13 protein-coding genes are annotated in these 19,153 nt (G+C 64.7%); 10 read left to right on the forward strand and 3 right to left on the reverse strand.

Annotated features, from left to right (window positions below; genetic code table 11):
* Positions 1-88: 88 nt before the first annotated feature.
* The 7 genes from ahcY (at position 89) to trxA (ending at position 13,956) form a co-directional block, all read left to right on the forward strand.
* Complete coding sequence (ahcY, locus tag HB375_RS04130) at positions 89-1,489, forward strand: adenosylhomocysteinase (RefSeq protein ID WP_167671654.1); 1,401 nt, start codon at positions 89-91, stop codon at positions 1,487-1,489.
* 533 nt (positions 1,490-2,022) lie between these two features.
* Positions 2,023-4,611 carry a sensor histidine kinase gene (locus tag HB375_RS04135; protein WP_246728311.1) on the forward strand — a complete coding sequence of 863 codons (2,589 nt, stop codon included), beginning with the start codon at positions 2,023-2,025 and terminating at the stop codon, positions 4,609-4,611.
* 8 nt (positions 4,612-4,619) lie between these two features.
* The gene (gene tsaE / locus HB375_RS04140) at positions 4,620-6,197 is read left to right on the forward strand and encodes a tRNA (adenosine(37)-N6)-threonylcarbamoyltransferase complex ATPase subunit type 1 TsaE (RefSeq protein WP_167671655.1); all 1,578 of its coding nucleotides are present in this window, start codon (positions 4,620-4,622) and stop codon (positions 6,195-6,197) included.
* Positions 6,198-6,206: 9 nt separating this feature from the next.
* Positions 6,207-6,953, forward strand: coding sequence for a nucleotidyltransferase family protein (locus HB375_RS04145; protein ID WP_167671656.1), 747 nt, complete (start codon positions 6,207-6,209; stop codon positions 6,951-6,953).
* A 2-nt stretch (positions 6,954-6,955) separates the two neighbouring features.
* Positions 6,956-10,096 (forward strand): double-strand break repair protein AddB, encoded by a 3,141-nt coding sequence (gene addB, locus HB375_RS04150; RefSeq protein WP_167671657.1) that lies wholly within the window; start codon positions 6,956-6,958, stop codon positions 10,094-10,096.
* Entirely contained in the window at positions 10,093-13,524 is a 3,432-nt protein-coding gene (gene addA, locus HB375_RS04155; RefSeq protein ID WP_167671658.1) for a double-strand break repair helicase AddA, read from the forward strand. The genes addB and addA overlap by 4 nt, the downstream gene beginning before the upstream one ends.
* A 111-nt stretch (positions 13,525-13,635) precedes the next feature.
* On the forward strand, positions 13,636-13,956 hold the full coding sequence (trxA, locus tag HB375_RS04160) for a thioredoxin (RefSeq protein WP_167671659.1): 321 nt from the start codon (positions 13,636-13,638) through the stop codon (positions 13,954-13,956).
* 59 nt (positions 13,957-14,015) lie between these two features.
* Here the strand turns inward: trxA and recQ are convergent, their stop codons facing one another.
* Together recQ and HB375_RS04170 are read right to left on the reverse strand one after the other, a co-directional pair.
* Positions 14,016-15,818, reverse strand: a complete 1,803-nt coding sequence (gene recQ, locus HB375_RS04165) for a DNA helicase RecQ (protein ID WP_167671660.1) — start codon at positions 15,816-15,818, stop codon at positions 14,016-14,018.
* Positions 15,815-17,086, reverse strand: a complete 1,272-nt coding sequence (locus HB375_RS04170; protein WP_167671661.1) for a BaiN/RdsA family NAD(P)/FAD-dependent oxidoreductase — start codon at positions 17,084-17,086, stop codon at positions 15,815-15,817. The genes recQ and HB375_RS04170 overlap by 4 nt, the downstream gene beginning before the upstream one ends.
* Before the next feature lie 155 nt (positions 17,087-17,241).
* On the opposite strand from HB375_RS04170, the gene HB375_RS04175 reads away from it, so the two are divergent.
* Entirely contained in the window at positions 17,242-17,706 is a 465-nt protein-coding gene (locus HB375_RS04175) for a CAP domain-containing protein (protein WP_246728312.1), read from the forward strand.
* Positions 17,707-17,846: 140 nt separating this feature from the next.
* Here the strand turns inward: HB375_RS04175 and HB375_RS04180 are convergent, their stop codons facing one another.
* On the reverse strand, positions 17,847-18,146 hold the full coding sequence (locus HB375_RS04180) for a hypothetical protein (RefSeq protein ID WP_167671663.1): 300 nt from the start codon (positions 18,144-18,146) through the stop codon (positions 17,847-17,849).
* A 208-nt stretch (positions 18,147-18,354) separates the two neighbouring features.
* Here HB375_RS04180 and HB375_RS04185 point away from each other — a divergent pair, with 208 nt between their 5' ends.
* The gene (locus tag HB375_RS04185; RefSeq protein ID WP_167671664.1) at positions 18,355-18,537 is read left to right on the forward strand and encodes a hypothetical protein; all 183 of its coding nucleotides are present in this window, start codon (positions 18,355-18,357) and stop codon (positions 18,535-18,537) included.
* Between the two features lie 106 nt (positions 18,538-18,643).
* A complete protein-coding gene (locus HB375_RS04190) occupies positions 18,644-19,105 on the forward strand; it encodes a hypothetical protein (RefSeq protein ID WP_167671665.1) in 462 nt (153 codons plus the stop codon).
* Positions 19,106-19,153 lie beyond the last annotated feature (48 nt).

The raw sequence follows: 19,153 nt of genomic DNA on the forward strand, positions 1-19,153 counted from the left end.
GACATCTTTATATCTTGATTGCCTCCTGGACCTCTCTCTGCTAGAGACAGCACCAATCGAAACCCCACGGGTGCACGGAGAGGCCATCATGGCTCAGGATTATATCGTCAAAGACATCTCGCTCGCCGATTTCGGCCGCAAGGAAATCTCGATTGCCGAAACCGAGATGCCGGGCCTCATGGCCGTGCGCGAGGAATACGGCCCAAAGCAGCCCCTGAAGGGCGCGCGCATCGCCGGTTCGCTCCACATGACCATCCAGACCGCCGTGCTGATCGAGACCTTGAAGCATCTCGGTGCGGACATCCGCTGGGTATCGTGCAACATCTATTCGACCCAGGACCACGCGGCCGCCGCCATTGCCGCCGCCGGCATCCCGGTCTTCGCCTATAAGGGCGAGACGCTCGTGGAGTACTGGGACTACACCGCCAAGCTGTTCGACTGGCATGGCGGCGGCGTGCCGAACATGATCCTGGACGACGGCGGCGACGCCACCATGCTCGTCCACCTCGGCCTGCGCGCCGAGCAGGGCGACGTGGCGTTCCTCGACAAGCCCGCCGCGGAAGAAGAGGAAGTCCTCTTCGCGCTCATCAAGCGCCTGCTGAAGGAAAAGCCGAAGGGTTGGTTCGCCGAGATCGCCAAGTCCATCAAGGGCGTGTCGGAAGAAACGACCACGGGCGTGCACCGTCTCTACATCATGGCCAAGGAAGGCAAGCTGCTCTTCCCCGCCATCAACGTGAACGACTCGGTCACGAAGTCGAAGTTCGACAACCTCTATGGCTGCCGTGAATCGCTCGTCGACGGCATCCGTCGCGGCACGGACGTGATGATGGCGGGTAAGGTCGCCATGGTCGCGGGCTTTGGCGACGTGGGCAAGGGCTCGGCCGCTTCGCTCCGCCAGGCCGGCTGCCGCGTGCTGGTGTCGGAGGTCGATCCGATCTGCGCGCTCCAAGCCGCGATGGAAGGCTATGAAGTGACCACGATGGAAGATGCCGCGCCTCGCGCCGACATCTTCGTCACGGCCACTGGCAACAAGGACGTCATCACCCTCGACCACATGCGCGCCATGAAGGATCGGGCCATCGTCTGCAACATCGGCCACTTCGACAACGAGATTCAGGTCGCTGGCCTGAAGAACCTCAAGTGGAACAACATCAAGCCGCAGGTGGACGAGATCACCTTCCCCGACGGCCACCGCATCATCCTGCTTTCGGAAGGCCGCCTCGTGAACCTCGGCAATGCGATGGGCCACCCGTCCTTCGTGATGTCGGCTTCCTTCACCAACCAGACGCTCGCCCAGATCGAGCTCTGGAACAACGCCGGCAAGTACGAGAAGAAGGTCTACACGCTGCCGAAGCACCTCGACGAGAAGGTCGCTTCGCTGCACCTCGAAAAGATCGGCGTGAAGCTCACCAAGCTCCGCCCCGATCAGGCGTCCTATATCGGCGTGGGCGAAAAGGGCCCGTTCAAGCCGGATCACTACCGCTACTGATTGACTGCTTCACGCGCCATCACGAGAAAGCCCGGCACTCGCCGGGCTTTTTCTTTTGGGGCGTGGCGAGCGAATGGGCGCGACGCCTCCCGTCCCCTTTTCCCTTGTCGGGAGGGGCTAGGGGGTGCAAGTCGGAGTGCTGAGAGGAACAAGAAGGCGCGGACGGGGCTCAGGGCTTATCTGAAAAATGCCGCATCACTCAGTCGAACCACCCCCAACCCTGACCTTCCCCGAACGCGGGAGGGAACACGCGCGCCACCAGTTCAAGCCACATCTTATGCAAGGTGTATCAACACCTTGTGCACAGGTTCTCCAGACAACGCTTAACGAGACCTTAACCCTCTTCCTGGCGGAGTCTTCGCTAGTCTATGGTGAACGCGATTCGGCCGGTCGATTGAGTTTGTAAAGCGGTGCCGGCATTCCGTTCATGTGTTGAGTAAAGGCCTTTCGCCGCGTCGTGAGCGACCGGTTGGGCTCGACGATTTTGGCTCTCGTTTTTGAGGGCAGCGAGAGATTGGGAAGGACAGCGCGGCATGGCCCCGCATAGGCAGTGTCACGATGGCGGAAAGCGCCGGGCGGGAGACCTTCTCGCCAAGGTCCGCGCGCCTCTGACCCTCGCCCTGCTGGCCGGCACCTCCCGGCCGGCGCTGGCCGCCGACTTCACCCTTCCGTCCCTTCCGTCGCTGCCCGTTCTGCGCGAAAGGGCCGAGGATATCCTCGCCGCGCTGCGCAATCTCGACCTGCACAACGCCTCCTATTTCGGCCTCTCCATGGGGCTCGTGGCCTTTTCGACGGCGGCTGCACTGCTGCTGCTGCGCCAGAAACGCCAGTCCGCGCGGCGCGAGCGCGCGCTGCGGGCGGAACTCAGCGCCTTGCGCGGTGCGGACGATCTCGCCGCTCTTCTCATGGGGTCCGAGCGGCAATTGCTGGTGAGCTGGCAGGGCCGGGACAGCGAGCCGCGTTTCGAAGGCGATCCCTCCATCGTTGCGGAAGGCGCGACGGCGAAGCGCGCGCTGGCCTTCGGCGCATGGCTTGCGGCCGGCGATGCCGGTGCCATCGACACCGCGTTGGAACAGCTCAAACAGCGCGGCGAGGCTTTTCGGCTGACAGCGCGCAGCCTCGATCAGCGCTTTATCGCAGTGGAGGGCCGCACCATCGGCGGCCGTGCGATTTTGCGGCTGCGCGATGTCACCGGCGACCGCGCCGAGCTTCTGAACGCCCGCGCCGATCTCGCCGCTGCGCGCAGCGACCTTCGCTCCATGACCATGCTGCTCGACTCCGTCGCCTATCCGCTGTGGATCCGCGATGCGCAGGACAAGCTTGTGTGGGCGAACCAGTCCTATCTGCGCGCGGTGGAGGCAACCGATATCGACGACGCCATCGCCCGCTCGCTCGAATTGCTGGACCAGCACACGCGCAACGAATCCACCCGCCAGCGCACGACCGGCGCGCCTTATTCCGCTCGCGTCACCGCGGTCACGGCGGGGCAGCGCTCCGTGCTCGACGTGGTCGAGCGCCCGACCGCAGGCGGTAGCGCGGGCATCGCGGTCGATGTGTCGGAACTGGAATCGGTGAGAACCGATCTGCAGCGGCAGATGAACGCGCATGTGCGCACGCTCGACCAATTGCCCACGGCGGTCGCGATCTTCGACGGGTCGCAGCATCTGATCTTCAGCAATGCCGCCTATCAGCGCCTGTGGGGGCTCGATGCCGCGTTTCTCGCCTCGCGCCCAACGGACAGCGAAGTGCTCGACCGCCTGCGCACCGCGCGTAAGCTGCCAGAGCAGGCGGATTTCCGCGCGTGGAAAGCGGATTTTCTCAACGGCTATCATTCGGTCGAGCAGAGCGAGACCTGGTGGCACCTGCCGGATCGCCGCACAATCCGCGTCGTCATTAATCCCAACCCGCAAGGCGGCGTGACGTATCTGTTCGACGACGTCAGCGAGCGCTTCGAGCTGGAATCGCAGGTCAACGCGCTGACGCAAGTGCAGAGCGAAACGCTCGACACGTTGAAGGAAGGCGTCGCCGTGTTCGGCTCGGACGGACGCCTCAAGCTGCACAACCGCGCCTTCGCGGAGATGTGGAACCTGTCGGCGGATCTCGTCGCCGAGCATCCGCATATCGATGCCATCATCAAGGCGGGCCGCCTGCTGGCGCCGCAGGAAGAGGCGTGGATCGACATTCGCGGCGCAGTGGCGGGCTTGGCCGATATGCGCATGGGTTTGAGCTGCCGCATGGAGCGGAACGACGGCACGGCGCTCGACTGCACCGCGCAGCCGCTGCCCGATGGTGCGACGCTCCTGACCTTCATCGACGTAACCGCAAGTGTCAATGTGGAACGTGCGCTCACCGAGCGCAACGAGGCACTGGAGCGCGCCTCGCGCCTGCGCGACGATTTCGTGCACCATGTTTCTTATGAGCTGCGCTCGCCGCTCACCAATGTCATCGGCTTCACGCAGCTTCTGGGTGATGAATCCATGGGCGCGCTCAATCCGCGCCAGCGCGAATATACCGATCACATCACGCGCTCGGCGGCAGCCCTGCTCGCGATGCTCAACGACATTCTCGATCTCGCTTCCATCGACACCGGCTCGCTGGAGCTGGTGCCGGAGATCGTCGATATCCGCTCTACGATTGAGGCCGCCATGCGCGGGCTGGAAGACCGGCTCGCGGAATCCGCGCTTCTCGTCACCATCGATGCGCCCGACGACATCGGCTCCTTCGTCGCCGACGGCAAGCGCGTGCGGCAGGTCCTGTTCAACCTCTTGTCCAACGCCGTGGGCTTCTCTGCGCCGGGGCAGACGATCCGCGTCCGTGCCCAAAAGATCGGCGGCGAGGTGATCTTTGACGTGCAGGATCAGGGGCGCGGCATGCCGCCTGAGATCAAGGCGCGTGTCTTTGAGCGTTTCGAGAGCCACACGCTCGGCACGCGTCATCGCGGCGTGGGCTTAGGGCTTGCCATCGTGCGCTCCTTCGTGGAACTGCATGGCGGGCGTGTCGAACTGTCATCCGCACCGGGGCAAGGAACCACGGTGACCTGTATTTTCCCTAATGAGAGGCAGGAAACGCCCTTCGACGGGCGTTCCGCGCGCAATGCGGCGCCCCCGCTGGCCGCCGAATAGAAACAACGATGGTGAATGGATCGACCCCCGTGTCTGGGGACCACAATTTGCAACCCTTCTGGATCGTGACGCTGCCCGATCAGGATGCGACCGAGCATCTCGCGCACGTCATCGCGGAGGAGGTGCGCCCCGGCGATCTCGTGACGCTCTCCGGCGGCCTCGGCGCGGGCAAGACGACTTTTGCGCGCGCGCTGGTGCGTGCGCTCGCGGGCGATGCCGAACTCGAGGTGCCGAGCCCGACCTTCACGCTGATGCAGGTTTATGAGAGCGCGCGCTATACCATTGTGCACGCGGATTTCTATCGCCTCTCCGGCGGATATGAGTTGACCGAGCTGGGCTGGGAGGAGATGACGGAAAATGCCGTCACGCTCGTCGAATGGCCGGAGCGCGCGGACGATGCGCTCAAAATCGAGCGGCTCGACATTCATCTCGACATCACGCCGGGCGGAGGACGCATTGCGACGCTCACCGGCATGGGCGGCTTCGCGTCCCGCCTCGTGCGGCTCAAAGCATTCCAGACCCTTGTCATGCGCAGCGGCTGGCAGGATGCTGCCCGCCTGCCGATGCCGAGCGACGCGTCTGTGATCCGCTCCTACGAGCGTCTCGTGAAGCCCGATGGCGAGACGGCGCTTCTGATGATTTCGCCGCCGCGCCCGGTGGGGCCCGCGGTGCGTCGAGGCAAGCCTTATACGACCATCGCGAAGCTCGCCGAGACGGTGCACGCCTTCGTCGCCATGGATAAGGGCCTGCGCGCGCTGGGTTTGAGCGCGCCGCAGATCTACGGCGAGGATCTCGATGTCGGACTTCTGGTGATCGAGGATCTCGGCAGCGAGTCGGTCGTCGATGACAACGGCCCGATTCCGGACCGCTATGCGGAAGCGACCCGCGTTCTGGTGAAACTCCACGGCACGACGCTGCCGCAGGTTCTGCCTGTTGCCGATGGCGTCGACCACGCCATCCCGCCTTACGATCTCGAAGCGCTTCTGATCGAGGTGGAGCTTTTGGCGGATTGGTATGTGCCGCACATCATCGGCACGCAGCTTTCCGGCTCCGCGCGGGCGGAGTTCGTCAATCTCTGGACCGAGGCGCTGGGAGAAATTCTGGCAGGGCCCACCACCTGGACTTTGCGCGACTATCACTCGCCCAACCTGATCTGGCTGCCTGAACGCGAAGGCCTCCAGCGCGTCGGCCTCATCGATTTTCAGGATGCGGTGCTGGGATCGCCGGCTTATGACGTCGCCTCCCTGTTGCAGGATGCGCGCGTGACCGTGCCGCCCGAACTCGAACTGAGGCTGATCGGCCTCTATGCCCGCGAGCGCAAGGCGGTGGAGCCCGATTTCGACGTGGCGGCATTCGCCCGGGCCTATGCGATCATGGGCGCGCAGCGCTCCACGAAGATTTTGGGCATCTTCGCCCGCCTCGACCGGCGCGATGGCAAGCCGCATTACCTCAAGCATCTGCCTCGGATAGAAAACTACCTCATCCGCAATCTCGCCCACCCGGCCTTGGCGAAGCTCAAGGTCTGGTACGAGAGCTACCTGCCTCGCCTCATCCCCCACGCGGACGATCCGCCCCCTGCGCCTTGAGCCGATCCCGTGCCCCATTCATCCCCGCCCAAAACCGCCATCGTTCTCGCCGCAGGATTGGGCAAGCGCATGCTACCCATCACCGCGACCATGCCTAAGCCCCTGGTCCGCGTCGCAGGCAAAACGCTGATCGACTTCGCCCTCGACCGGTTGGATGAAATCGGCATGGAAACGGTGGTGGTAAACGTACACCATTTCGCTGACATGCTCGAAGCGCATCTGCGCCACCGCACCGCGCCGCGCATCGTGATTTCGGACGAACGCGCCGAGGTTCTGGAAACCGGCGGCGGGGTGAAAATGGCGCTGCCGATTTTAGGCCAAAAGCCCTTCATCACGTTCAATTCGGATTCGATCTGGATCGAAGGCGAGGAGCCGAACCTCGCCCGCCTCGTTGCGGCCTGGGACCCGGAGCGGATGGACATTCTCATGCTCGTCGCCCCGCGCGAAACGAGCGTCGGCTATGAGGGCAACGGCGATTTTCACCGCGATGCGGATGGGCGGTTGCGTCGTCGTGGAACAGATGTGAGCGCGCCCTTCGTCTATGCGGGCGTCGCCATCGTGAAGCCGGACCTCGTGGCGGATACGCCGGAAGGGCCGTTCTCCGCGAACTTTTTTTATGACCGCGCGATTGCCAAAAGCCGCTTGTTCGGAATGCCTCTCGATGGCCAATGGCTTCACGTCGGCGAACCGCACGCGATTGTGGAAGCAGAAGAGTGTCTGGCGCGCAGCCGCGCACCCGATCTGATGCGGGCGTAAGCATGGCGTCACGCGAGGCGCGCGTCTTTTCCATTCCCTCCGGCTGCGAATTTCTGCCGGTGCTGGTGGATGCGCTCATCGACGGCCGTCTCGTCGGCCCGCTGCCGGACGATCCCGCGGCACTCGCCGACATCACCATCTATGTCCCCACTCGCCGCGCGGCGCGTGCGCTGATCGCACTGCTGGCAGAACGCGGCGATGGGCGAGCGCAACTCCTGCCGCGCATCGTCCCCTTGGGGGAAACGGATCAGGCCGAATTCGAGTTGACCGGCCTGGAAGGCACGCCGCTCGAAGGGGCTGCGTCTCTGAAGCCGCCGATTCCGGAGCTGGAGCGCCGCCTCATCTTCACGCGGCTGGTGCAGCTCTGGTCGAAACAGGTGGACCGCGCGCTGCTGCAGCTTGGTCCCGGCGTGCCTTTCTTGGTGCCGGCGTCGCCTGCGGACGCCGTCAATCTCGCGGGCGATCTCGAAACGCTGATGGATGCCTTCACGACGGAAGGCATCGATTGGCACGCGCTCAATCTCGCAGTCGATGCGGATTATTCGCAATATTTCGAACTCACCCGCCAGTTTGTGCAGATCGCCAGCGAAAACTGGCCGATGATTCTGCAGGAGCGGCAGGCGAGTGATCCCGCGCAGCGGCGCCAAGCGCTGCTCGAAGCGGAGGCGAAGCGCATCACGCGTGAGCGACCCACGAAGCCGCTCATCGTCGCGGGCTCAACCGGCTCCGTGCCCGCGACCGCAAACCTCATGGCCGCCATCGCGCGCCTACCGAACGGCGCGGTGGTGTTGCCCGGTCTCGACACCGATCTCGACGAGGACAGCTGGACCACCATCGCCGGAACGGGCGATGATGAGATGGACCCGGTGCACAGCCACCCGCAGGCCGTGCTGCGCCGTCTACTCGACAGACATCTGCGCGTCACGCGCTCTGCTGTCTCCGTGCTCGGTGAAGCGAGCGATGCAGGCAAGGCGCGCGCGCGTCTGCTCTCGGAGGCTTTGCGCCCGGCCGCGACCACGGATCGCTGGTCGCTTCTCTCATCCGAGGACCGGATCGCCTTGAGCGATGCAGGTTGTGCGAGCCTGACCGTGATCGATGCCGTGGACGAGCGTGAAGAGGCCTTTTCCATCGCCGTTGCGCTGCGCGAAACATTGAGCCACCCGGATCGCACGGCCGCTTTGATCACGCCTGATCGGACGCTTGCCGCACGCGTGACGGCGGAACTCGCGCGCTGGGATGTCGGCGTGGAAGATTCCGCCGGCATGATGCTCGCTGACACGCCCGCCGGACGTCTCGCGCGCCTGGTGGCCGAGGCGGCGGCGGACAATCTGGACCTTGTGGGGCTCCTGGGTCTTCTCGCCCATCCCCTCGTGCGCCTCGGTTGGCCGCGCGCTACCGTGGAGCGGGCGGCGAGCATTCTCGAAATCGGCGTCCTGCGTGGTCCTGCTCCGGCTGAAGGCATCGGCGGATTGCGCGAGGCACTCGCCACCCGCCGCGCCGAGCCTGATTTCCGCGCGCCGCGCCCGCAAAAGCGCCTCACCCCCGCCGATTGGGATTTGGCGGATGAGCTGCTGGAACGGTTGGATGCGGCGTTTCTGGGATTCTTGGCCCTTCGCGAGGATACGACCGATCTCATGGCGCTGCCGGAAGAGCATTGCCGCACGGTCGAGATGTTGTGCACTTTGCCTGAGGGCGAGATGCTCGCGGGCGATGACGGATCGGGCGAGGCGCTGGCGGGTCTGTTCGATGATCTCATGCTGTCGCAGGTTGAGGGCATCGCGGGCGGGTTCAGCGATTATCCCGCCTTCTTTACCGTGCTCACCAAGCAGCGGAGCTTGAGCCCCTCGCCACGTTCCACCCATCGCCGCCTCAAGATTCTGGGCCTGCTCGAAGCGCGCCTTCTCTCGGTGGATCGCGTCGTGCTCGGCGGGTTGGATGAAGGTGTATGGCCGCCGCGCACGGTGACGGATGCGTTCCTCAACCGCCCCATGCGCGCCCGCGTGGGCCTTGCGCCGCCGGAGCGACGCATCGGCCAGACCGCGCACGACTTCGTGCAGGCGCTCGGCACGCATGATGTGGTCATCACTCGCGCGCAGAAGCGCGACGGTTCACCCATGGTTCCTTCGCGGTTCTTGCAACGGCTAAAGGCTTTTACCGGCGAGGCGATCTGGGCGGAGAGGGTGAAGGCGGGCGACCGCTATCGCCGCCTCGCGCGCCACCTCGATACGCCTGCGCCCACGCCGCCGCTGCCGCGCCCGCGTCCGAAGCCCGATCCAAAGCTGTTTCCGCGCAGCCTCAGTGTGACAGAAATCGAAACGCTCGTGCGCGATCCTTATGCGATCTTCGCGCGGCATATTCTCAAGCTCGATGCGCTCGATGCGGTTGCGGTCGCACCGAGTGCTGCGGATCGTGGCACGATTATTCATGACGTGCTCGGCGGCTTTGGGCAGGCGCATCCGAGGGTGATGCCCGCGGCCGCTCTTGATGAGTTGATCAAGCGCGGTGAAGACGCATTCGCCGGAACCAAAAAGGCGTTTCCGGAACTCTATGCGGAGTGGTGGCCGCGTTTCCAGCGGCTCGCCACGGCTTTCATCATGTGGGAAGAGGGGCGACGTCCCGATCTCGCAGAGGTTTTCGCCGAGCGTTCCGGCAAGCTTGCGATCCCGCTTGCGGATGGATCGTTCTTCACCCTGCGCGCCCGTGCCGACCGGATCGAACAGCGGCGCGACGGCGGGTTCACCATCATCGACTTCAAGACCGGCCAGCCGCCGGGCGTGAAGGAAGTCTATGCCGGCTTCTCGCCGCAGCTCACGCTGGAAGCGATGATGCTGATGAAGGGCGCGTTCAAGGACATGCCGACGGCGAAAGAAGCGCCGGATCTTCTCTATCTCCACACGACCGGCGGGCGCGATCCGATGAAGCCGCGTGAAATCAAGCCGGGACGCGACGAGACGCGCAGCGTCGCCGAGATCGTGGAAGAACATCGCCGCCGCTTCGAGGGCATGATCGCGCGCTTCGCGAAGGGCGAGTCGGCTTACGTCTCGCGGCCTTTCGCAAAGTATGCGCGGCGCTTTTCGGACTATGACCATCTCGCCCGTGTCAAGGAATGGTCGCTGGCCAATGGCGGGGAGGGCGGCGAATGAGCAACGATCTCGTCGTTCCGCGCCACACCAGCGAAGCGCAACGTCGCGCTGCGAATCCGCGCGCCTCGGCCTGGGTGTCCGCCAATGCGGGTGCGGGCAAGACGAAGGTGTTGACCGACCGCGTGGTGCGTTTGCTCCTCTCCGGCTCGCCGCCGGGACGCATTCTCTGTCTAACTTTCACCAAGGCCGCCGCCGCCAACATGGCGATCCGCGTGTTCGAGCGCCTGGGCAAATGGGTGACGCTCGATGATGAGAGCCTGATTGCGGAACTCACGCAGCTCGAAGGCGAACGCCCCTCGCCCGAACAGGTGCGGCTGGCGCGCACGCTCTTCGCCCGCGCGGTCGAGACGCCGGGCGGCTTGAAGATAGATACCATCCACGCCTTCTGTGAACGGCTTTTGCACCTCGTGCCCTTCGAGGCCAACGTGCCCGCAAGCTTCACGGTGCTCGACGAAAACCAGATGAACGAGATTCTGGCTGACGCAACCAAGAAGGTACTGGAGGCGACGAACGGCAGTTCTCTGCACCTGAAGGCTTCATTCGACATCGTGAGCGTCGAAGCGGCGGGCGATGCGCTGGTGGGTGCGCTCAACACCGCTCTGCGCTGCAAGGACTTTTTGCACGATGCGGATGGCATCGCGAAGCTACGCAAGGTTCTGAACCTCGCTCACGGCGAGACGCTCGAAGCGGTCGAACGCGCGATCCTTGAGGATGGCCTGCCGCCGGAGGAATGGCGTGCCATTGCGCAAGAGCTTCGCACCGACAAGAAGACCGATCAGGACCGCGCTGCTTGCCTGCTCGCCGCGGCCGAGGCTGAGACGCGCGAAGAGCAGCTGGAGCACTACCTGTCGCTGTTCTTCACCGACACTGGGGGCTTACGCGCCGAATCGCGGTTCGTCACGAAGGCGGTCGATCCTTTGTTGAAGGAGCGGCTTCTGAATGAACAGAGCCGCGTGGCTGCGCTCATCGACAAACGAAAGGCCGCGCGCGCGGTAGAGCGCACGGCGGCGCTGTTCACGCTGGCGAAAGAGATCGGCCGTCACGTCGATGCGGAAAAGGCGCGGCGCGGCGCGCTCGACTTCCAGGATCTCATCGACAAGACCTTGCACCTGCTCTCGCGCGGCGATGCGGCGTGGGTGCTCTATAAGCTCGATCGCGGCATCGACCATGTGCTCGTCGACGAGGCGCAGGACACGAACCCCGAGCAATGGGACATCCTGCGTCGCATCACGGAGGATTTCACCGCAGGTTTTGGCGCGAAGGGTGGGCGCGTGCGCACGCTGTTTGCGGTGGGCGATCCGAAGCAGTCGATCTACGGCTTCCAAGGCGCGGCGCCGCAGGAATTCGAATCGAGTCGTCAGGTCTGGGCGCGCAAGGTGAACGAAGCCGAACTCGCCTTCGAGGATGTGCGCCTCACCGTGTCGTTCCGCTCCACGAAGGCCGTGTTGTCGGCGGTGGATGCGACTTTTGCCGTCGAGCGGCATTTCAAAGGCCTGTCCTTCGAGGACAAGGCAGTAGGCACCGTGCATGAAAGCGCGCGCCCCAACACACCCGGCGTCGTAGAATTGTGGCCGCTCGAAACGCCCGCCGAAGAGGAAGAGCCAGAAGCCTGGGTTCTGCCCATCGACGAGCCGGAGCAGCAGGCGCCGCCCGTCGTCGTCGCGCGGCGTATCGCGCGCGCGGTGAAGCATTGGACGACGCGCGGCGACGAGACGGGCCGTCTGTGGAATGCGGGCGACGTGCTGGTGCTGGTGCGCAAGCGCGGCGCGGCGTTCGAAGCGGTGATCCGCGCGTTGAAGGAAGCGGGCGTGCCGGTGGCGGGCGCGGACCGGCTCAATATCGGCGAGCACATCGCCGTGCTCGACCTCGTGGCGGCGGGCCGCGCGGCACTTCTTCCCGAGGATGACCTGACGCTTGCGACTGCGCTGAAGTCGCCGCTCGTCGGCCTCACGGATGACGACCTCATTCGCATCGCGGCTCCGCGTGGCGAGAACGAGTCGTTGCTCGCGGCGCTGGAAAAGCACGCCGAGATGGGCGGTGCGGCTGCACAGCGCGGGCTCGACGCGTTGCAGCAATGGCGTGCGCTTGCGACCACGCACGGCCCCTTCGGCTTTTTCGCGACGCTGCTCGGCCCCATGCAGGGACGTTTGCGTCTCGTGGCGCGGCTGGGGAGCGAGGCGGGCGATGCGATCGATGCCTTTCTCACCTTCGCGCATCAGTCCGAGATGGCGGAAACGCCCTCGCTCACCATCTTCCTCAACCGGTTCGAATCGGCACAGCACACCATCAAGCGCGATCTCGATTCGGTGAATAACGAGGTGCGGGTGATGACGGTGCACGGCGCCAAGGGGCTTGAAGCGCCCATCGTCATCCTCATCGACGGCAGCGAGGTTTTGGGGCGCGACCCGGCGCTTCTGCCGCTTGCCTCCCGCAACGGCGAAACCATCCCCGTCTGGTCTTCCGGCAAGAACGCTGATTCGGGCGCGATGGGGCAGGCGCGTGATGCGCTGCACGCCAAGGCGCTGGAGGAGCACAACCGCCTGCTCTACGTCGCCATGACCCGCGCCAAGGACCGTCTAGTGATCGCGCCGTTTCTGACGAGCCGCAAGGAGGCGCCGCCGCCGGAGGCCTGGGGCGAAATGATTCGCGTCGCGCTGGCGGACAAGGCGGGCGGGCTGGAAGAGGAGGAGGCGCCTTACGGCCCCATCGCGCTCTGGCGCGACGGCACGCCGCTCGTTCGGCCTGCGGCCAAGGCCGATGAGGTCGCCACCGATTCGCTCGAGCTGCCCGATTGGCTCACCCGTCCCGTTCGCCCAGAGCCCGAGCCGCTGCCACCGATTCGGCCCTCCAGCGCCCTTGGGGCGGCGGAACGCATGGCGCGTCCCGGCGACGGGCCTTATGCGCCCGATGCGCGGCTGCGCGGCACGCTGGTCCATGCGCTGCTCGAGCGCCTTCCCGGCCTGCCGCCCGCGCGGCGCGAGGCCATGGCGCGCGCCTATGTGACAGCCCGTGCCCCACGCCTGCGCGAGGATCTGCGGGAGGCGGTCATCGCCAATGCGCTGAACGTCTTGAGCCACGAGGCGCTGGCGGCGCTCTTCGGTGAGGGCTCCCGCGCGGAAGCGCCCATTGCCGGACGAATCGAGACGGCGGAAGGCCCCGTCATGGTCTCCGGTCAGATCGACCGGCTGGCGGTGCGGGATGACGAAGTGCTGGTTGCGGATTTCAAGACCACCGCGCGCTCGCCCCGCCCCGGCGCGCCGCCACCCAAGGCTTATGTGGCCCAGCTTGCCCTCTATCGGGCGCTGCTCAAGGATATCTATCCCGGGAAAAAGGTTCGCGCTTTTCTGGTCTGGACCTCCGGGCCGGTGATCCACGAGGTGCTGGAACCGGAGCTTGAAACGGCGCTCACGCTTATCAAAGCAGCGTGAGGCGGAGCCACCCTCGCTTGATTCCGCATCAAGCGGTTCTTAAGTTGCACCCATCAAGATGCGGCTCGCGATGTGGGTCGCGCTAAAATTTAAGCCAACAAAGGTGATGTGATGGCGACCATGAAGGTGACTGACGCGAGCTTCTCGCAGGACGTCCTGAATTCCTCCGAGCCCGTCGTGGTCGATTTCTGGGCAGAATGGTGCGGTCCCTGCCGCATGATCGGCCCGGCTCTGGAAGAGATTTCCAACGAGATGGCCGGCAAGGTGAAGATCGCGAAGGTGAACGTGGACGAGAACCCGCAGATCGCCTCGCAGTTCGGCATTCGCTCGATTCCGGCGCTGATGATGTTCAAGGGTGGCAAGGTTGTGGCCCAGAAAGTCGGCGCGGCGCCCAAGGGCGACCTGTCCAAGTGGATCCAGGCTTCGGCCTAAAGGCTGTTTCAGCTTGACTGTTTAAAGGGGCCCAATGGGCCCCTTTTTCGTGCGTATCGTCAGGCCGCGTGCGCTCTCAGCACATCAAGAAACGCCTCCGAGTAGCGGTCGAGCTTGGCCTGGCCGACACCGTGGATTTCACCGAAGGCGTTAGGGGAGGTCGGGCGCTTGGCGGCCATGTCGATGAGGCTGCGGTCGGAGAAGATGACATAGGCCGGCACACCCTCCTCCTTCGCGAGCTTCGTGCGTAACGCTTTGAGGTCCATAAGCAGCGGGTCATCGCCCGGCACCACGGACTGCGCTTCCAGCGCGGAGCGTCTGCGGCGGCGCTCGCGCGGCTTCATCAGCACGTCGGCGCGCAGTTCGATTCGCTCCTGGCCTTTGAGCACGGCGATGCCCTGATCGGTGATGGTCCAGCGGCCGTATTCGGAGAGTTCGAGCGAAACGAGGCCGGCGGCGTAGATCTGGCGTAAGAGCGAACGCCATTCGGTCTTGGAGCGGTCGGCGCCGACGCCAAAGGTTTTCAGCTTGTCGTGGCCGAAGCGGCGGATCGATTCCGTGTCTTCGCCGACAATAATGCTGATGAGATGTTCCGTGCCGAAGCGCTCGCCAGTGCGCACGATGGCAGAGAGGAGTTTTTGCGCCTCGATGGTGCCGTCGAAGGACATGATGCCGTCGATGCACAGATCGCAATTGCCGCACGGCTCCGCCGTTTCGCCGAAATAGGCGAGCAGCGTCTGGCGGCGGCAACGTGGTGCTTCGCAGAGCGCGACGAGCGCGTTGAGGCGCTGGCGCTCGACGCGCTTCTGCTCTTCCGATGCGTCGCCGTCCTCGATCTGCGAACGCCGCAGGCGCATGTCGTCGAGGCCGTAGAGGGTGAGCGTGTCGGCAGGTGCGCCGTCGCGGCCCGCGCGGCCGATCTCTTGGTAGTAGGCCTCGATGGATTTCGGCAAAGCGGCGTGAGCGACGAAGCGCACGTCGGGCTTGTCGATGCCCATGCCGAAGGCGACGGTCGCCACCATCACGATGCCGTCTTCCTGCAAAAAGATGTCCTGGTTCTTGGCGCGGTCCTGTTGCGCCATCCCGGCGTGGTAGGGAAGCGCGCGATAACCTGCCTGACTCAAGCCGTCAGCGAGCTTTTCCGTCGCGTTACGTGACGAGCAATAGACGATGCCGCTCTCGTGCCGGTGTTTGTCGAGAAACGTGAAGAGCTGGCGCTTGGTGTTTTCCTTCGCCTGCATGGCGAGGCGCAAATTCGGCCGGTCGAAACCGTGGATGAAGAGGCGCGGCTCTGTTTCGAACAGGCGCGCGACGATGTCGCCGCGCGTTGCCACATCGGCGGTGGCGGTGAGCGCGATGGTCTGCACGCCGCCGAGGCGGCGGCGCACTTCGCCGAGCAACGCATATTCGGGCCTGAAATCATGTCCCCATTGCGAGACGCAATGCGCCTCGTCGATGGCGAGAAGATTGACGCCGGAGCGCGCGAGCCATTCCGTCGTTCCGGTATTAGCGAGGCGTTCGGGCGAGGCGTAGAGCAGGCGCATCCGCCCTTCGCGCACGGCATCCGCCACGCGGCGGTTTTCTTCCGCGTCGTTGGCGGAGTTGAGGCTCCCCGCCTCGATGCCAAAATGGCGCAACGCTGCCACCTGATCGCGCATCAATGCGATGAGCGGCGACACGACGAGGGTGAGGCCGTTCCGCGCCAGCGTCGGCAGCTGATAACACATCGACTTGCCAGCACCCGTCGGCATGATGGCGAGCACGTCCTCGCCGTTGAGGACGGCGCGCACGATCTCCTCCTGCCCCTCGCGGAACGAGGAGAAGCCGAAGACATCGTGGAGAATCTGGCGCGGGTTGGTCACGGGTGCGGTGTGGCCGAGCCGGCGGTTCCGGTCAATGCGGATGCTGGAATCTTCAAGGTTTCCAACACGCCCTTTGCCGCAGCAACGCCGGTGGCGAAGGCCGCCTGGAGAAGATAACCGCCAGTCGGGGCCTCCCAATCGAGCATTTCGCCCGCCACGAACACACCGGGCAGGCGGCGCAGCATGAGATGATCGTCGATTTCGGTGAGCGCCACCCCGCCTGCGGTCGAGATCGCCCGGTCCAGGGGCTTTACGCCGGTCAGCGTCAGCGGCACGGCCTTGATGAGCTGCGCCAGCGCGGCGGGTTCGCTCGGCAGGGTGTGCGAGGCTTCGCGCAGCAGAGCGATCATGACCGGGGAGAGGGAAACCGCCCTGCGCAGGAAGGTGGAGGCGGATTGGCCTTTTCGCGGGGCCGAGAGCTTTTGCGCCAAAGCTTCCACGGACAGGTCGGGCCGCAGGTCGATATGGAGGGTGGCGCTGCCTTTTTCCGCAATCGCCTCGCGCAAGGGCGCTGAGAGGGCATAGATCGCGCCGCCTTCGATTCCATCTGTCGTCACGATGGCCTCGCCGCGCATGGTGCGGCCCTCGAAGGTCAGCGCGATACGTTTCAAGGGCTCGCCCTGAAAGCGTTCCCGCATCACATGGGACCAGGGAAGCGTGAAGCCCATGTTGGAGGGGCGCATCGGTGTCACCGCGATGCCGTGCTCTTTCAGCCAGGGCTCCCAGGCGGCGTCCGAGCCCAGACGCGGCCAGCTTGCCCCGCCGAGCGCAAGGATGGTGGCGTCGGGCGCATCGGTGATGGCTTTCCCGGCCGAATCGGTGAAAATCAGATGGCCTTGCGCGTCCCAGCCCCGCCAGCGATGGCGCAGGGCGAAGCGGACACCGAGGGTTTCCAGCCGCCGCAGCCAGGCGCGCAGGAGCGGCGAGGCCTTGAAGGTTTTGGGAAAAACCCGGCCGCTCGACCCCACGAAAGTTTCTTGGCCGAGCCCTTCGCACCAACCGCGCAGGTCCTCTGGGCGGAATGCCTCGAGGAAGGGGCGCAAGGTCGGCGCTGCCTCCGCATAGCGGGACACGAAGCGCAAAAAATCTTCCGAATGCGTCAGGTTCAGGCCGCCGCGACCGGCCATGAGGAATTTGCGTCCGACCGAGGGCATCTGGTCATAGACCGTCACGCCGACCCCGGATTGCCCCAAAACTTCCGCCGCGATCAGGCCGGCGGGTCCGCCGCCGATAATGGCGACGCGGGGGGATGACGGGGCTAAGGACATGCGATCAGCTGACGCGGCTAAGCTTGGGTGAGGATTCTGGACCCTCGGCCTCGGGCATGGCATGCAAAGGCCTCGGATTGGGGGTCATGCATGACCCCCAAAGGTCTCTTTTTCAAGGGGAGCGGCGCTCGAACGCCGCCCGTAAGGGGATTTCAATGCGGATTGTTGCCTTCTGCGCTCTTGTGGCGCTGGCGCTTGTCGGCTGCGCGGTCCAGCCGTCGCTGACGGGGAAATATACGGTTCTGTCCATCTCGACGACCGACGCGGGGGCCGCGGCCAAGATCATTTCGGCTTACCGGGTGTCGAAGGGTTTGAGCCCCGTCACGGTCGATCACACCCTCAACAAGGCGGCGGAGCATCAGGCGCGGACGGTCGCTGCCGCGGGCGCCCTGAGCCACGGCGATTTCAACGGTCGCATGAAGGAATTCGGCATCATGGGCTATGCCGCCGAGAACCTGACGGCGGGCTCCTCCACGGTCGATGCGGCGGTGGTGCGCTGGAAGAATTCTCCCCCGCACAACGACAACCTGCTGATGCCCCAGGCGAGGAAAATTGGCCTCGCCCGCGCCGATGCCAACGGGGCCTACAACCATTACTGGGCGCTAGTGCTCGGACAGTGAGAAAAGCGAAAAGCCCGGAATTCTCCGGGCTTTTTTGTTAGCGCATTTTCCGACGAAGTGGACACCGGTTCTGCGAAGAAAATGCGGCAAGAACAATAAGATAGAGCATCCGATCTGATACTGTCAGGTCGGAAAATGCTCTAGCGCAGGGCTGCCGTGATCAAGAGGGTCGTTCCGGCGGCCGAGGAGGCCAGCGCCACGATCATCGCCCAGCAATGCAGACGGTCGCGCTCCTCCTGATTGAGCAGGGGGCGGATGCGCGAATCGGACCGGCCGAAGATGAAGCTGTTGGTCCGCGATGACCGTGCAGACGAGGGGATGACGCGAAAACCTTGCTTCTTCAGCGAAGCGCCGTGCTCGCGGCCATTGTTCGCGGTGAACGCATGTTCGGAATGCATTTGCGGGCCCATGGCTGTCACGGCGTCGAGGGAATGTGTCATGCCTCAACCTGCCCTGCCGCCGTGAACGGGAGGTAAATTGCCCGACGAACCCGCAAACGTCGTAAACCAATCCTTTCCGGATTCTTGTCCCGCTCCGCCGATGCCGGAATGTTATGTCTTTTCTCCTCCCGCAGTGCCATCAGTGCTATGAAATAACGCAGCTCTGACGGGGGCATTTCATGACCAAGGCTTCCATCTCATCGGCGCAATGGCAATTTCTCTCGGGCTGGCGGCCTGCGTAGGAGACGGCGGCGCGACAGGCACGGCCCTCGCGATCGGCACGTCCCTCGACCGGCCTGTCGGGAACGGCGGTCCGGCTGGCCACTCCGGCCATCGCCGCAGCCGCCTCGGCGGCGAACAATGCGGATGTCGATACCGGATCGGGGCCTGACCTCAGCCGCTTCCTGCCCCGCCTGCGCGATGTGGCTGCCGGCAGGACGGCGCGCCCCCGTTTTGCAGATGATGCCGCAAGCGCCATGGACCGGGACAACGCTCGTATGCAGAGGAATCAGATCAAGAGCATGGCGTCGCTCATGCGCGGCATGGCGGGCAGTGCCGCGGGCGGCGGCCTAGGAGCTACGAGTGCCGCGGCCGACCTCGGTCAGGCGGCGGTCTGGGAAGGAATTCGAGCTACCGAGCGGCAGGCGGCGACCGCCTACACGAAGGGTGTGTTACAAAATGCTCAAGCTCAGATCGCCTCTGACCGCACGGTGCTGGATGCGGACCGCCCGGCCGAGGCGCGTGCGATCCTCTCCATCGCCGATGGCGCGGACGGCCAAACCGCATCGTGGAAGAATCCCGCCACCGGGGCCTCCGGCACGGTGAGCATCCAATCCGTCGAGTCCGAATCCAGCGAGTATCGCTGCCGGATTGTCATGCGCGCCTGGAAGGGCAGCTCGATGCGCACGGGCAGCATGGGCATCTGCCAGCATCAGGGCGAATGGTACGAGCTGTTCTGATTCATCATGGAATCCGAGTTGGATCATCACAGAAAACGGGTCGCAAAC

It is taken from the genome of Microvirga terricola, from assembly GCF_011777495.1.
In the GTDB taxonomy this organism is placed as follows: Bacteria; Pseudomonadota; Alphaproteobacteria; order Rhizobiales; family Beijerinckiaceae; genus Microvirga; species Microvirga terricola.